General features: G+C 65.3%; 15 protein-coding genes and 2 pseudogenes. 5 read left to right on the top strand and 12 right to left on the bottom strand.

All coding sequences use genetic code 11. The annotated features are described in order from the left end of the window. Positions 1–8: 8 nt before the first annotated feature. From AC5P9W_RS13080 to moaA, 5 genes are read right to left on the bottom strand one after another with little or no spacing between them, the layout of a single operon-like run. Entirely contained in the window at positions 9–509 is a 501-nt protein-coding gene (locus AC5P9W_RS13080; RefSeq protein ID WP_005416853.1) for a molybdenum cofactor biosynthesis protein MoaE, read from the bottom strand. Between the two features lie 3 nt (positions 510–512). Next, positions 513–773: a MoaD/ThiS family protein gene (locus AC5P9W_RS13075; protein ID WP_005416856.1), complete on the bottom strand. Its 261-nt coding sequence runs from the start codon at positions 771–773 to the stop codon at positions 513–515. Next, positions 773–2,026 carry a molybdopterin molybdotransferase MoeA gene (locus tag AC5P9W_RS13070; RefSeq protein WP_111098104.1) on the bottom strand — a complete coding sequence of 418 codons (1,254 nt, stop codon included), beginning with the start codon at positions 2,024–2,026 and terminating at the stop codon, positions 773–775. The genes AC5P9W_RS13075 and AC5P9W_RS13070 overlap by 1 nt, the downstream gene beginning before the upstream one ends. Further along, complete coding sequence (gene moaCB / locus AC5P9W_RS13065; RefSeq protein ID WP_111098103.1) at positions 2,026–3,021, bottom strand: bifunctional molybdenum cofactor biosynthesis protein MoaC/MoaB; 996 nt, start codon at positions 3,019–3,021, stop codon at positions 2,026–2,028. Before moaCB ends, AC5P9W_RS13070 begins: the two co-directional genes overlap by 1 nt. 8 nt (positions 3,022–3,029) lie before the next feature. After that, complete coding sequence (moaA, locus tag AC5P9W_RS13060) at positions 3,030–4,010, bottom strand: GTP 3',8-cyclase MoaA (protein WP_111098102.1); 981 nt, start codon at positions 4,008–4,010, stop codon at positions 3,030–3,032. A gap of 194 nt (positions 4,011–4,204) precedes the next feature. On the opposite strand from moaA, the gene AC5P9W_RS13055 reads away from it, so the two are divergent. Beyond that, entirely contained in the window at positions 4,205–4,609 is a 405-nt protein-coding gene (locus AC5P9W_RS13055) for a hypothetical protein (protein ID WP_032954242.1), read from the top strand. Here the strand turns inward: AC5P9W_RS13055 and AC5P9W_RS13050 are convergent. Beyond that, positions 4,603–4,932, bottom strand: a complete 330-nt coding sequence (locus AC5P9W_RS13050) for a hypothetical protein (protein WP_005416862.1) — start codon at positions 4,930–4,932, stop codon at positions 4,603–4,605. The two genes, AC5P9W_RS13055 and AC5P9W_RS13050, sit on opposite strands and share 7 nt — an antisense overlap. 574 nt (positions 4,933–5,506) lie before the next feature. Here AC5P9W_RS13050 and AC5P9W_RS13045 point away from each other — a divergent pair. Continuing rightward, positions 5,507–5,881, top strand: a complete 375-nt coding sequence (locus tag AC5P9W_RS13045; RefSeq protein ID WP_188250255.1) for a hypothetical protein — start codon at positions 5,507–5,509, stop codon at positions 5,879–5,881. A gap of 19 nt (positions 5,882–5,900) precedes the next feature. On the opposite strand, the gene AC5P9W_RS13040 is transcribed toward AC5P9W_RS13045, so the two are convergent. From AC5P9W_RS13040 to AC5P9W_RS13020, 5 genes and pseudogenes are all read right to left on the bottom strand, one after another. Further along, positions 5,901–6,287: a hypothetical protein gene (locus AC5P9W_RS13040; RefSeq protein ID WP_188250254.1), complete on the bottom strand. Its 387-nt coding sequence runs from the start codon at positions 6,285–6,287 to the stop codon at positions 5,901–5,903. A 241-nt stretch (positions 6,288–6,528) separates the two neighbouring features. Next, positions 6,529–6,918 carry a hypothetical protein gene (locus AC5P9W_RS13035; RefSeq protein WP_329859125.1) on the bottom strand — a complete coding sequence of 130 codons (390 nt, stop codon included), beginning with the start codon at positions 6,916–6,918 and terminating at the stop codon, positions 6,529–6,531. 487 nt (positions 6,919–7,405) lie between these two features. Further along, positions 7,406–7,729 (bottom strand): hypothetical protein, encoded by a 324-nt coding sequence (locus tag AC5P9W_RS13030; RefSeq protein ID WP_188250252.1) that lies wholly within the window; start codon positions 7,727–7,729, stop codon positions 7,406–7,408. A gap of 318 nt (positions 7,730–8,047) precedes the next feature. After that, positions 8,048–8,488: a YbbD-related protein gene (locus tag AC5P9W_RS13025; RefSeq protein WP_188250251.1), complete on the bottom strand. Its 441-nt coding sequence runs from the start codon at positions 8,486–8,488 to the stop codon at positions 8,048–8,050. Between the two features lie 175 nt (positions 8,489–8,663). After that, a pseudogene (locus AC5P9W_RS13020) lies at positions 8,664–10,064 on the bottom strand (RHS repeat-associated core domain-containing protein); the annotation flags it as partial. Between AC5P9W_RS13020 and AC5P9W_RS13015 the strand changes: the two are divergent. Continuing rightward, positions 10,052–10,189, top strand: a pseudogene (locus AC5P9W_RS13015) (alpha/beta fold hydrolase); the annotation flags it as partial. The pseudogenes AC5P9W_RS13020 and AC5P9W_RS13015 overlap by 13 nt on opposite strands. Positions 10,190–10,224: 35 nt before the next feature. Here AC5P9W_RS13015 and AC5P9W_RS13010 read toward each other — a convergent pair. Continuing rightward, the gene (locus AC5P9W_RS13010) at positions 10,225–11,019 is read right to left on the bottom strand and encodes an AraC family transcriptional regulator (protein WP_049451571.1); all 795 of its coding nucleotides are present in this window, start codon (positions 11,017–11,019) and stop codon (positions 10,225–10,227) included. Positions 11,020–11,089: 70 nt separating this feature from the next. Here AC5P9W_RS13010 and AC5P9W_RS13005 point away from each other — a divergent pair, with 70 nt between their 5' ends. Continuing rightward, positions 11,090–13,060, top strand: coding sequence for an FUSC family protein (locus AC5P9W_RS13005; RefSeq protein WP_329866575.1), 1,971 nt, complete (start codon positions 11,090–11,092; stop codon positions 13,058–13,060). A gap of 4 nt (positions 13,061–13,064) precedes the next feature. Further along, complete coding sequence (locus AC5P9W_RS13000; RefSeq protein WP_180876671.1) at positions 13,065–13,274, top strand: DUF1656 domain-containing protein; 210 nt, start codon at positions 13,065–13,067, stop codon at positions 13,272–13,274.

Below are 13,274 nucleotides of genomic sequence, written 5' to 3'. Positions count from 1 at the left end.
CGCCGGCATCAATGTTGATGATCGTGCGCATGGTCATGGGCATGTGCAGGTTCACTGTCCGCGTGGCAGAGGCTGCAGCCCTCGCTCCACGCGCTGTCGCCGTCTTCGTAATGTTCCTGCTTCCAGATCGGGCACTGGTGCTTGACCACCTCGATCAATTGCCGGCAGGCCCGGAATGCCTCGTCACGGTGCGGGCTGCCGGCGGCCACCACCACCGCCACATCACCAATGCCCAACCGGCCCTTGGCATGGGCCACATACAGCTTCAGCTTCGGGCCAAACGTCGCCTCGACCTCGGCGGCCAACCGCTTGAACTCGTTCAACACCAGCGGCTCGAACAGGTCGTAGGTGATCCCGGTCACCGGCCGGCCGATGTTTACATCGCGCACCTTGCCGATGAACACATCGATGCCACCGAAGCCCGGATCGGAGACCGCCGCGATGCCCTCGGCCGGATCGATCGCCGCCTGCGCGCGGTCCACCACCTTGGCAATGATCGTCTCGCTCATCGCTCAGCCCCCGCTCACCGGCGGCAGGATCGCCACCCGGCCATCGTCGGGCAGCGCCTCGTGGTCGCGCAGCACGCGTTGCTGATCGGCGAATGCCGAGTAATCCAGCAGGCCGGCACGGAAACCCGGCCAACGCAGTGGCAGCAGCTCGCGCAGCGCCTGGCGCAGATCGGCCACGGTGCCACCGGCCACCTCCACGGCAATCTCGCGGCTGGCATCCAGATCGGAGAACGCACCGAACAACTGCAGATTTACCTGTTTCATCATGACTCCTGGCTCACCAGCTGCACCGGTTCGTGGTGACCCCAGCCCTGCACCCGCACATAGGTGCCCGCGCTGGCCAGGTCTCCCTCGGACTCCAACACCACCCAGGCGTTGGCCTGCAGCATGGACATCAAACGGAATGATTCCTGCCCGGACAGCACGCGCGCACTCAGGCGACCCTGCGCGTCCACTTCCACCCGCGCCCGCGCGTGGAAGCGCAGGCCCGGCGGCGTGCGCACGTCGGCCTGCAGCGGCAACGTCAGCACCGGCTCTGGTGCCAGCCCCAGCAGGCGGCGCAGCACCGGCTCGACGAAGAAGCGCTGGCCCACGGCAGCGGAGACCGGGTTGCCCGGCAGGCCGAAATACAGCGCGCCATTGGGCAGCACCGCGAACAGCAACGGCTTGCCGGGGCGGATCGCCACCTTGTGGAACACGATGCGCGCACCCCGGCCGCGCAGCGCGTCGGGAACGAAATCGTAGCGGCCGGCCGACACCGCGCCGGTGCTGATCAACAGCTGCGCACCCGCGTCCAGCGCTTCATCCAGCACGGCATTGAAGGCGGCCACGTCGTCGCCCACCGTGCCCTGCCAGACCACCTCGGCACCGGCGGCCTGCAGGCGGCCAACCAGGTACGGCCGGTTGCTGTCACGAATCTGCCCGGACGCCAGCGTCTGCGCCGCCTCGGTCACCAGCTCCTTGCCGGTGGCGATCACCGCGGCCCTTGGCCTTGCCACCACCGCCACCTCGCCCACGCCGATCGCATGCAGCAGGGTGCGCGCGTTGATATCCAGCACCTGCCCGGCCCGCAGCACGCGCTCGCCGTCGCTTACATCCTCGCCGCGCAGGCGCACGTTCTGGCCCGGCTTCACCAATGCCTTCAGGGCAATGCGGGTCGGGCGGCCGTCCTCGCTGGCGAGGATCTCCACGTTCTCGACCGGTACCACCGTATCCAACCCGGCCGGCATGCGCGCACCGGTCATGACTTCCCAGGCACCCTCGCCGCCTTCGGCGCCAGCATCGCCGGCCGCCTGCCAGCCCTGCACCCCGAATTCGGTACCGGCCTCGAACGTCGCGCCGTCGGCGCGCAGCGCGAAGCCGTCCATCGCCGAATTGTCGAACGGCGGCAACGACTGCCCACTGATGATGTCACTGGCCAGAGTGCGGCCGCCGGCCTCATGCAGCGGCAGATGTTCAGCCGGCAGCGGCATGGCCGCGTCCAGCAGGTTCTGCAAGGCTTCGCTATAGGCAATCATCAGTGGCCACCACCCTCGACCATTGCCAGTGCGTGGCCCAGTACCGGCGCCAGGATGTCCAGGCACTGCGCCGCCGCCTTCGGGCTGCCCGGCAATGCAAACACCAGCATGTTGCCCAGCTGCACCACCTCGGCGCGGCTCAGCCAGGCCATCGGCGTGTGCTGTGCACTCAGTGCACGCACCATCTGCGCCAGGCCATGCACCGGCCGCGCGTTCAAGGAACGCAACGCCTCCGGGGTCAGGTCTCGCGGGCCCAGCCCGGTCCCGCCGGTACACAGGCACAGGCGCACGCCCTCGGCGGCCAAGGCCTGCAGGCGGCCCGCCAACGGCTCGATGCCATCGGGCAGTACCTCGGCGGCTACCACCTCGCCCCCCAGCTTCTTCAGCCCGGTCACCAGGGTTGGGCCAGAGATATCCTCATAGGTGCCTTCGCTGGCGCGATCGCTCAGCGTGATCACCGCGCAGGCCGCCCCCTGCAGCCCCTTCGGCGCACGCGGCTTGAACCTCTCACGCTCGGCCTCGTCCATGCCATCCGGGTGCAACCAGACACCGCGCTTGCCGCCTTCCTTGAACAGCAGGCGGATACCTTCGATGCGCAGCGCCGGTTCCACCGGCTTGCTCAGGTCGTACAGGGTCAGCAGCGCGGCGTTGACGCCGGCCAGCGCCTCCATCTCCACACCGGTGCGCGCCTCGCTGGCGCACTCGCACCACACGCGGATCGCCTGCCGCTCCGGCACCGCCGCGCAGAACACCTGCACCAGTTCCAGCGGCAGCGGATGGCATAGCGGCATCAGCATCGACGCCATCTTGGCGCCCTGCAGGCCGGCAATCTCGGCCATCACCAGCGCATCACCCTTGGGCAGGCGGCGCTCGACGATCAGCGGATACGCCACCGGACCGGCATGCAACTCGCCCACCGCCACCGCACGGCGGCGGGTGATGCGCTTGTCACGGACATCGGCCATATGGAAGGCCGCATTCAATTCCCCACTCATCGTGTTGCTCATCCTCCGATGGAGGCCAGGTGCGGGGTCAGCCCGGTCTGGCCCTGGTGCAGTCCATGCCCGGCCGCTTTCAGGCCAAGCTGGGTGGTGATGCGTGCCAGCAGCGCGTCATGGTCATCGTCGCGCTGCAGCAGCGGGCGTAGCGGCACGCCGAACTCGCCAAACAGGCACAGCCGCAGGTCGCCCCTGGCGGTCACCCGCAGGCGGTTGCAGCCCTTGCAGAAGTCACGCGAATACGGCGCGATGATGCCGATGCTGCCGCGATGGTCGGGGTGGCCGAACTCGCGCGCCGGGCCGGCATCGGCCGCGCGCGGGCGCTCGTGCCAGCCCGCGACCAGCAGCTGCTCGATCACCCGATCGGCGCGCAGGTGGTGGCGCTGGAAATAAGCTTCGTTGTCGCCGGTGCGCATCAGCTCGATGAAGCGCACGCTGAAGGGGCGGTCGCGCAGGTAGTCCATCCACTGCGGCAGCTCGTCGTCGTTCAGGCCACGCAGCAGCACCGCGTTGAGCTTGATCGCCGGCAGGCCCAACGCCTGCGCCAGGGCCAGGCCCTGCTGGATCTCCGGCAGGCGGTCATGGCCGGTGATGGTCTTGAAGCGTTCGCGCTGCAGGCTGTCCATGCTCACGTTCAGCGCAGTCAGGCCTGCCCGGTGCCAGCCCGGCAGGCGCCGCGGCAGCAGCGTGCCGTTGGTAGTGATGGCCACCTTGCGGATGCCCGGCACCGCCGCCACGGTGGCGATGATCTCGTCCAGGTCCTTGCGCAGGCTGGGCTCACCGCCGGTCAGGCGGATCTTGCTCATCCCCAGCGCCGCAAAGGCCCGCACCAGGCGGCCGATCTCCTCCACCTGCAGGAAGCGCGGGCGGCCATCGGCCTGGTAACCGTCGGGCAGGCAGTAGCTGCACCGGAAGTTGCAGGCTTCGGTCAGCGACAGGCGCAGGTACGGAAAGCTGCGTCCGAAACCGTCGGTGAGTTGGCTCATGGCTGGTCCACCTTGTTGCTCCACCGTCTTGCCTGTGCCCGGAACGGCCCGGATACCCTCGCCTGCTGGAACGATTGCCAGAGTACGCGGCCTTCAGTTCCATCGGCATGACTTAAATCAATCGCGTTCGGCCCCGCGCGGCAGGCGTTGTGGCAGCATGCGGCTTTCCGTGCAGCGGGCGTGTGACAACCCTCATGATGATGAACGATTTCCAGCAACTGCTGCACGCCGCCGGCGAGCAGGCTGAACCGCAACGCCTGCTGTTCGTATTCGTGCGCGCCGAGCTGCCCGAATCGCCCACCAGCGACCAGCGCGACCGTCATGACCGCCGCGAGGGCGGCACCCTGTCGCCGGTGCTGTGCGTGGACAAGCTGCCGGCCGAGGTGCCCAGCTTCCAGGCGCTGGCGGCCGAATCGACCACCACCGGCATCGACTGGGACCTGGTGTTCGTAGCGGCGCTGGATGGCCGTGGCGGTTTCGCGCCGAACAGCGACGAAGCCGCGCGCCCGTTGCGGCTGATGGTCAACGCCATCCATGACGGTCAGATCGGCCGCTTCGCCGCCTTCGACCGTGGCGGCGAGCCCGTTCAGTTCTATTGAGCCACCAGCTGCAGGGTCAGGAAGAAGATCACCAGCACGGTGTTCAGCCCCCAGGCCACGGTCAGCCCGCGCGCCGCCACGCCCAGGTTGGGGTTGTGCGCGGTGGGCGCCGCCCGCCAGACCGCCGGGATGATCCAGCCGGTATAGAGCAGCAGCACGGCAAATACCCCCAGCAGCAGCGTGGTGCGCTGGTTGGCCAGCGCCCAGAGGGCCACCGCCCACAGAATGTTGCTGGGAATGACGCCCTGCAGCCAGAACACACTCCACAGGCGGGAACGGCCTTGGGTGTCGGGGGTGGGGTGCAGCGAAGCGGTGGCGGTCATAAGTCTCCTTCTGTTTAGGAAACGTGCTGAGCAAGCCTGCGCTTGGTGGCTGGGAACGTCAACCCGAGTCGCACGTCACGCTTTGGCACCTGTAGACGCGGGCCGAGCTCGACACAGGTCGCTCCCCGCAGAGCCTGTCGTCATCGCCCCTCCCCCCCTTGTTCCCTAACGCCCCCCAACCTCGACATCTGTCGCAGATTGCACGGTGCGGGCGGACCGCCGCGCCAGCCAGCGCTGGCAGTGCTTAACAGCATGGGAGAATGCCGAAAGCGTCTCCAATCGAGTGATGTTTACAACTCTTCTGATTGGCATTGCACAGCGCCAGGGGCTCAGATGGCGTGCCACCGGAAAAGGGTGGCCGGGCTTCGAACACCCGAGTTGATGTTGATGTATGCGCTTGCCAGCCGGCGCCACCTCAGCGTGGCGCCGGCTGGCAATCAGTCTGCCGGCTATGGCGGGCGGTGCGTGGGGGCCTTCGGGCCCGCCGGACTGACATCAACCCGGTGTTCGAACCACGTACCGTCCGCCACTTTTATGGGTGGCGGCTACCGATTGCCCTGCACGGAGCCTTGCCATGAATGAATCGGACTTCCCGCATCTGCACGCCTACCGCGGCACCGCCGGCGACGACGGTTCGCCACAAGCTGCGCCCGCAGTAGACAGGAACACCTTCATTGCCAACCTCCACCGCATCGGCTCCGGTGCGGCGGCCGACGGGCAACCCTGGCCGGAGCGTCACCAGCTGCCCGGTCGCTGCCTGGCCCTCGCCGATGCCGATTGCGCGCTGAGCGGGTTGCGGGTGGTGCTGGAAATGCTGCTGGCGGCGGAGCGCACCCGGCAGAATGGCGAACCCGGGCAGTACGTGGGCGACCGGGTGATGGAGGGGTTGGTCATGGCCTGCCAGTCGTTGTGCGCGCAGGCGGTGGGGCGCTTGCAGCCCGAAGGGTGAATGTCATGTGCAACGCCCTTCAGCGAGAACCGCCTTCCACCCGACATGCCAGCGGCGTAGCGCCCTTCGCCGAGGGAATCGCGAGTACATTCCAGCGCTCGGCCAAGGTGCGTTCGACGCGGAAAGAAAATGACCGTGCCTCGGCGGGCATCTTCCCTTCAGAGAAGCCGATGGCTATCTCGAAACGATCCAATCCGAGGTTCCCCGCCTCCAGTCCTGAGCCATCTTCCCGCTTCACTCCGACGTAGACGACAGGGCGCTTCACGTCCACCTTTGCCCTGGCAAGCTGGCGATCCAATTCAGCGCTGCCATCGAAGTACTGCATTCCTTCGTCCTTGGCGATAGAGCTGAGGGTCTGCTTGAACCGATTCACGCCCTCCTGGTCATGCACGCAGAACTGGATCATCTTGAAGGGCCGCTTTCCTACAGCCCATGCGCCGCCAGAGAATCCAAGTCCGACTCCAATCAGAAGTAGTGCTGTCAGGATCCTCATCATCAAGGCCCCAATTTGCAGAGTGTGGCAGCCAACGTCGCCGCAGGGCCAAAAATCATGACCCCAAGGACATCTCCGCTCGGTCTTCTCAGGCGCCTTCCGCCGGATGAGGGAGACCTTGTCGGGGGTGAGGAATCTGGGCACGGAATGTCCTTCAGGGCACTGCACCCGCCATCGGCAGATGCTCGATCCGCCATGTCCTGGCGTAGATGAGAATTACGCTTCCGGTCGAGGTGGTCTCGATACGGAAACATTTCAGGCCGGACAACGGATCGCCGACCGCCTTCCAACGATCAAGAAGATGAGCAAGCCCCGGCTCCTCGTCATCGACCCTGGCGAACTCTATTCCCTCCTCCCCCAGTACGCCGAAGTTCATGAGCGCCGAGCACCCGTAGGCTTCCGAGAAGTAGACGGTTGCCTGCCGGCCGTCCGGCCAGCGCACGTGGACCCTTACCTCGTCGCATACGCCAGGTTTGCTCCTGTCAATGTTGATGGCCAGCAACGTGGCGTCACACCATTCGAGGGAGTTGAAATCTTGGTTCATCTACTGGAATCCACCAGATGCATACCACGGTGGTGCGACCTCGTCCGCCCCTTCCTCTCTCTCACCACTCCTGAAGCTCCCCAAGGTTGAGATGCCGAGCATAGGAGCGCCGACTACTGATCAGCACCCGCTTGGATGCGAACCTCCGGCCGTCCCTGCATTCAACGGCGAATTGGTAGCTCTGGGGTTCCGGCCCTGCAACGACCATCATGGGGACCGAGAATGTGCTTCCAACCGGTTTCGACGAAACTACACCTTCGCCCTCCCCGAGCATGCTCAGCTCACAATCCAGAGCGCGAACGTCACCCTGACCTGGCGGCACGCTTCCCGAGACGCGCACGATCATATCGCCACCCAATGTTGCACAGCCGGCCAGAACCAGACCGGCCATGACAGCTGCGGCACACCTCACCTTTGGCATCCCCGAATCCTCAGTACGCACTGCGACGTCTCACGCCGATAGCCATTCAGGGACGCATCAATCTCATCAATAGATACCCGCCATGATACGAATATAGTCGTCGAGCGAATCCACCCGCCGATCGACTGCAATACCACGTTCTTTTGCGAGCGATTGGAGCTCGAATATCAACACCCCATACCCCGAGTCCCAACCATGAGCTTCACCAGGCGACAGTTCCTTCGAAAATCGATCTCCAGGACGGAGCTTCCCAGAGGGCAAACGAAGCTCGTCTGCAACATGCTCCAGCAGCTCCACTACGGTTTCCTGATCCAGGCCACTGTCCGCATAGTATCGGTCATAGAAGCCAGTTGGCGACAGCGCCTCTCTTTCTCTCAGGCTTTCCTTCATTTCCATTCGCCTCCATCCACCGCCTGCGCTGCAGCCACAATAGAGCATGGAGCCGATATCCCATAGGTCCTCCCGCACAGTCGTCACCGCGGCCCAGCAATCTTCCTGCCGAACGCCAGGGTGCTTAAAGCTTGCCGGACCATCCGATCTTCTTACACGGCCCTCCCATTCGTGAACACGGACCAGTGGCAAGGTCGATTTGACACATACCCGAACCCACACGACGCTCGGCCGGAAAGTGCCGAATCAGGCACCGGGAAAGGAGACCGCCACGTGCCACTCACGCATTTCGCTTACTGGGTGAGACCGCCCAGCCAACTATAATTTTATTCCGCTGTAAACAAGGCCCAGCTCTTCATCGCGCATGACCCAGCGGCCAACATTTCCCTCCGGACACAGATAGAACTTGCCGCCATAGCTTGACGCTCGCGACCACGCGTTGCGGGCAAACTGAGGAAATCTCCGCATGACTCGCGCGTCGGACATCTCCGGCCTGCTCACCAGCCTACATTCTTCGGGCAAAGTAAGAGCCCCGCTGGTCAGGCGGAAAACCAGCCACGACTCATTTGTGTCCATGTCGTGCGACTCGCGTATGTTGACTGCGTCCTCAGGCAACCATGAAGGCAACCATTTCGATTCACCGATTGCTTGCCTTGAGACGGCTTGATTGCGGTCTGCATACTCGGTGCTGGCAACTTCCATGCAACCAGAAAGTGCGATTGACAGCGTCACGATTGGGAGCAGCTTGGGGGCGTACATCTGAGGCATCCGAGTCATCAGCAAGGGAAGTTTCCACCGGGTCGATAGCTCCCGCACATCTGCGAGCAACTCCGCGTACGGCTCATTTGTCCAGATGATCGTCCGAGGCGGTTTGCCAGCTGATCCGCAGCGGAGTCAGCGGTGGAGTCGCCCTTGGTGTTTTGATCGAACCACTATAGTTGTAGAACCACCCGCTCGCATCCGTGGCCTGCTGGCCCGGGAAGCGCAACGCCAGCTCGAACACCACACCATCGCCATCTGGATCGGCACTCGGAATCTGGTTGCCGAACACCTCGCTCTTGTTGCTCCACTCCCAGATCGCGACATTCCGTACCGGATCGATCACCACGCGCGGTGTGCCCAGGTGATCCGGCTGCACGTAGGCCAGTTCCGGCACGCCGGTGGCCGGCATGTTGATCAACGCCACCGGGTAGTTGTCCAGCCAGATGGCCTGCTGCTGCGCCTGGCCCGTGGCCGAGTAGTTGCCCAGCCACTGCCCTGCTTCGTCGTACAAGGTGATCTGCGCTGCGCCACCGGCCGGGGTACGCAGTGCGCGCTCACCGCGATGGTTGTAGGCGTAGCTTTCCAGTACAGCATCGCCCTGCTTCACTGCGTTCATGCGGTTGGCATCGTTGTAGGTGAACGTCTTGCCGCCGATGCTGGTGGTGTTGCCCACCGCGTCATGGTTGCGCGCCTCGGCATCCACCGCAATCAGCCGATGGCTGGTTGCGGGATAGGTGTAGCTGGCGGTGCCTGCCGAGGTGGTCAGCGCGGTGCGATTGCCGGTGGCGTCATACGCATAGGTTTCGATCGGGGTGCCTGTCGTCCCGTCCTGGGTCTGCGTCAGGCGACCCAGCGTGTCGTAGGCGTACTTGGCCAGCACCGTCGAGCCTGCGCCATTCTTCAGCTCAGTGATCGAGCCGACCGGATCATAGCCATAGCCCAGCGACAGGCCGCCTGCAGCCGGGTCATGCACCGCCTGCGGGCGATAATCCAGATCCAACGGACGCTGCAGCTGGCGGCCGTTGCCGTAGGCCCAACCGGTCGCCGGGCCGAAAGCCGCGTAGCTCAGGTTGTTCACCACGATCTGGCGGGCCTGGCCGGGGCGGGTCAGGCCGATCTGGCTGATGCGGCCCTGGGTATCGCGGACGTAGTCGGCCACGCTGCCGTCGGGGTAGGTCAACGCAGTCAGGCGGCCCGACTTGCTATAGGCGTAGCGCAGCGTGCTGGCAACGCCGTTGACGGTCTGTACCTTGCGGGTGACCTGGCCGAAGCGATCATGGCAGTACTGGGTGCTGCCATTGGCGTGCAGCACCTGCCCCAGGCGCCCCTTGGCAAAGCGCTCGTCTGCGGCGCAGGCTGCTGGCGCCACGTCATAGCTGTAGCCCACGTCCAGATTGGGGTCCGGGTAGGCGATGCCGATTAGGCGGTTGAGTGCGTCGTAGTGATAGGTGGCGGTGACGCCAAGCGCATCGGTAGCCGTCTTGCGATTGCCGGCGGCGTCCACGGTGAAGCTGCTGGCGCCACTGTCCGGGCTGACTTGCCCGGTCAGATCACCGAAACCGTTGTAGGCATAGCCTGCTCTTCCCGGGCTTCACGCGCGGCTCGCACCGCTACCTGGCAACCGGCCACACCCTCCAGCGCGAGGATCCTGCTGCGGTGGTGGCCGCGATTCAATCTGTCTCAGGCACTTTGAAGTAGCTGTTCCAGGCAGCGGCTTCCCCCGCTGTTCCCGGCTACTGCCCACGCAGGCGCACCGCAAAGTACCGCGCCGGGGAAAGGCCAAGCGCTTTCTTGAACATCGTGATGAAGGCCGTCACCGACTCATAGCCCAGCGTCTCGGAAACGCGTTGTACGGGTGCACCGGCGGCGAGTTCCCGAATGGCGATGAGCAGGTGCAGTTGCTGCCGCCAGCGCCCGAAAGACAGTCCCGTTTCCCGTTCGATGAGCCGGGTCAACGTGCGCTCGCCCAGGGCCAGGCGCACGGCCCACTGGCCGATGGTGCTGCGGTCTGCCGGATCCGCCGACAGCGCCGCAGCCAGCACACGCACCTTCGGGTGATGGCTGACCGGCAGCGACAGATGCTCAGCCGGCATCTGTACCAGCTCGTCCAGCAACACCCGCGCCAGCCGGTCGGTGTGGCTGCCATGCGGATAGTCCAGCGGCGCGTCGGCCAGGTGCAGGATCATCTCGCGCAGCATCGGCGAGATGGCCAGCGTCACGCACTGCGCCGGCAGGTCGACGATGCCGGGCTCGACGAATAGATAGCACAGGCGCGCGTTGGCGGTGGCGCGGTTGCTGTGCGGCATGCCGCCCGGAATCCAGACGCCACACTGGGGCGGCACGATCCACAGCGCATTGGCCACTTCGCAGGTCACCGCCCCATGCAGCGCAAGAATGAGCTGGCCCTTTCGATGCTCATGCACCGGAATTTCCGCGTCGTGCTCGGCCACCTGCAGGCGGCTGGCAACCGCCGGGCGATCGGTCTCGTCCGGGTCCAGGTCAAAGCCGGGGAGCGAAATGCGAGCCATTCTCACATTGACCGGTTTTAGCGATTGATTGTCATTGTAGCGAAATTCGCCAGTGCGGCCGATCACTAGCATGAGCCGCATGCACTCCCCCACTCCTGCCCGTCCCCACGTGTTCCAGGCATTCGCCCGGTTGAAAAGCCCTGCCCTCAGGACCGATCAGGAGGCGGTGCTCTTCTCGCTCAAATGCCTGCTCGCCGCGTCGCTGGGGCTGTATGTCTCCCTGCGGATCGGCCTGAATCGCCCGTTCTGGGTGATCGGCACGGTCTATCTGGTGTCGCAGCCCCTTTCCGGGGCAACACTGAGCCGCGGCCTGTTTCGCCTGCTCGGTACCGTGGGCGGGGCTGTCGCCACCGTCGCGCTGGTGCCACGCTTCGCCAATGCACCCCTGGTGCTGAGCGCCGCGCTCGCCACCTGGATGTCGCTTTGCCTGTATCTGGCAATGCTCGACCGCACGCCGCGTGCCTATGCGTTCCTGCTGGCCGGCTATACCACCAGCCTGATCGGCTTTCCTGCGGTGATGGTGCCGGGAGACGTGTTCACCATTGCCATCACGCGGGTGCAGGAAATTGCCATCGGCATCCTGGCCGCAACGCTGATACACGCGCTGGTGCTGCCGCGCCGGGTCTCGATGCGCGTGCACGCACGGGTCGCTGCCGTGCTGGATGACGCGGAACGATGGACACGGGACATGCGCGCCGGCGCATCGGACACGGTGCTGGCGACGGACCGCTCGAAAGTGGCCGCCGACCTGCTCGAGCTGCATGTGCTGTCGATCCACCTGCCCTTCGACAGCGCCCACGGCGTGGCCCAGGTGCAGATCCTGCGTGCCCTGCATGACCGGATGCTGGACGTGCTGATGCTGTCCAGCGCGGTGGAAGATTCCATCGACCGGCTGCGTTCACCACAGGCCGGCGCGATGGATGCAACGGGCTGGCGCGATCTGCTGCAGGCCGGCCTCGCCGCGCAACAGACCGAGCTCGACCTCGCCCACGCCGATTGCCGCGTACTGCAAGCGGAGCTGCACACTGCCCGGCCCGACTGGCGCCGGCATGTACCTGCCCGCCTTGCACGACATGTGCAGGGTGCGGTACTTCACCGGGATCATCGGCTTGCCCTGCGCAGCGCGCTGGGCGCGTTCGTCGGCATCCTGCTGAGCTGCGTTCTATGGATCGCTACCGGCTGGTCGGAGGGCGCCACGGCGGTGTCCATCATCGGCACGGCGTGCGTGCTGTTCGGCACGATCGAAGCGCCGGCGCCGCATGTCATGCGCTACCTGGTGGGATCGTGCATCGGTGTGGTCGTCGGCCTGCTCTACGGTCTGCTGATCTTCCCCGCGTTGTCCGATATCACCGGCCTGATTACCGCGCTCGCGCCGGTGCTGCTGCTGTGCGGATCGTTCCTGGCCCGGCCGCCCTTCATCATGGCCGCCCTGGGCGTGGTACTGACCTTCCCGATCATCGCAGGCCTGGGCGCGACCAATTCGGTCAACATCGTCGGCGCACTCAACAACAGCGTTGCGCTGTTCGTGGGTACGACGGTGGCACTGTGCAGCATGCAGCTGTTCCAGACCGCCGACGCGGGCCGCAACCGCGCACGGTTGGAGCATTCGATCCGTCGGGATATCGCACGACACGCCGCCGGACGAGGTGATGTGACCCGCGCCTGGCTCAGCCGCATGCTGGATCGAATCGGGCTGCTCGCTCCCAGGCTGCAGGGCCGTTCCAGCGCCGCGCACGACCTGCGGGCATTGTTTGCGGACGTGCGTGCGGCACGTGCATCCAGCCAACTCCGCGCGCTGGAAAAGCGGCTGCACAACCCGCAGGTTCGGACGCTTCATGCGCCGCTGGTCGAACGCATCGCTGCACATTTCGGGGTTCGCGCCCACGCGCCACGCAGTGTCGATGCCCATCTTCTGAAGTTGTTGGACTGCATGCGCGAGGCCGCAACAGCCATCGCCGCGGCCGATCGAGGGTATCTGCTGCACCTGCTCAGCGGGTTGCGCCGCGACCTGCTGGCCTCACCGCTCACCCATCGGCACTGACCGCATGCTCTCTGATCTTTCCATTGATGGCGTGCTCATTCCCGGCCTGCTCGCCGTGGCCATCGCCGCGTTGGCGCTGTCGGTACTGACCTCACGTTTCCTCGCCAGCCTCGGTCTGTACCGGTTGTTCGCCGCGTGGCCACTGGTGGGCCTGTCCCTGTTCGTGATCCTGGCGGAGCTGATGATCCAGCTCTCGCCCCTGCTCGAGAAATGA

Source organism: Stenotrophomonas sp. YJH_SMC_33 (genome assembly GCF_059372295.1).
The sequence above is the reverse complement of the archived record's forward strand: the minus strand, read 5'-3'. Positions and strand labels throughout refer to the sequence as shown.

Bases quoted from the DNA above. Each gene is read 5' to 3' on its own strand.
- AC5P9W_RS13080 (WP_005416853.1), bottom strand. From the start codon at position 509: ATGAGCGAGACGATCATTGCCAAGGTGGTGGACCGCGCGCAGGCGGCG.
- AC5P9W_RS13040 (WP_188250254.1), bottom strand. From the start codon at position 6,287: ATGATCCAGTTCTGCGTGCATGACCAGGAGGGCGTGAATCGGTTCAAG.
- AC5P9W_RS13070 (WP_111098104.1), bottom strand. From the start codon at position 2,026: ATGATTGCCTATAGCGAAGCCTTGCAGAACCTGCTGGACGCGGCCATG.
- AC5P9W_RS13000 (WP_180876671.1), top strand. From the start codon at position 13,065: ATGCTCTCTGATCTTTCCATTGATGGCGTGCTCATTCCCGGCCTGCTC.
- AC5P9W_RS13045 (WP_188250255.1), top strand. From the start codon at position 5,507: ATGAATGAATCGGACTTCCCGCATCTGCACGCCTACCGCGGCACCGCC.
- moaA (WP_111098102.1), bottom strand. From the start codon at position 4,010: ATGAGCCAACTCACCGACGGTTTCGGACGCAGCTTTCCGTACCTGCGC.
- moaCB (WP_111098103.1), bottom strand. From the start codon at position 3,021: ATGAGTGGGGAATTGAATGCGGCCTTCCATATGGCCGATGTCCGTGAC.
- AC5P9W_RS13030 (WP_188250252.1), bottom strand. From the start codon at position 7,729: ATGAAGGAAAGCCTGAGAGAAAGAGAGGCGCTGTCGCCAACTGGCTTC.
- AC5P9W_RS13025 (WP_188250251.1), bottom strand. From the start codon at position 8,488: ATGTACGCCCCCAAGCTGCTCCCAATCGTGACGCTGTCAATCGCACTT.
- AC5P9W_RS13075 (WP_005416856.1), bottom strand. From the start codon at position 773: ATGAAACAGGTAAATCTGCAGTTGTTCGGTGCGTTCTCCGATCTGGAT.
- AC5P9W_RS13050 (WP_005416862.1), bottom strand. From the start codon at position 4,932: ATGACCGCCACCGCTTCGCTGCACCCCACCCCCGACACCCAAGGCCGT.
- AC5P9W_RS13010 (WP_049451571.1), bottom strand. From the start codon at position 11,019: ATGGCTCGCATTTCGCTCCCCGGCTTTGACCTGGACCCGGACGAGACC.
- AC5P9W_RS13005 (WP_329866575.1), top strand. From the start codon at position 11,090: ATGAGCCGCATGCACTCCCCCACTCCTGCCCGTCCCCACGTGTTCCAG.
- AC5P9W_RS13035 (WP_329859125.1), bottom strand. From the start codon at position 6,918: ATGAACCAAGATTTCAACTCCCTCGAATGGTGTGACGCCACGTTGCTG.
- AC5P9W_RS13055 (WP_032954242.1), top strand. From the start codon at position 4,205: ATGATGATGAACGATTTCCAGCAACTGCTGCACGCCGCCGGCGAGCAG.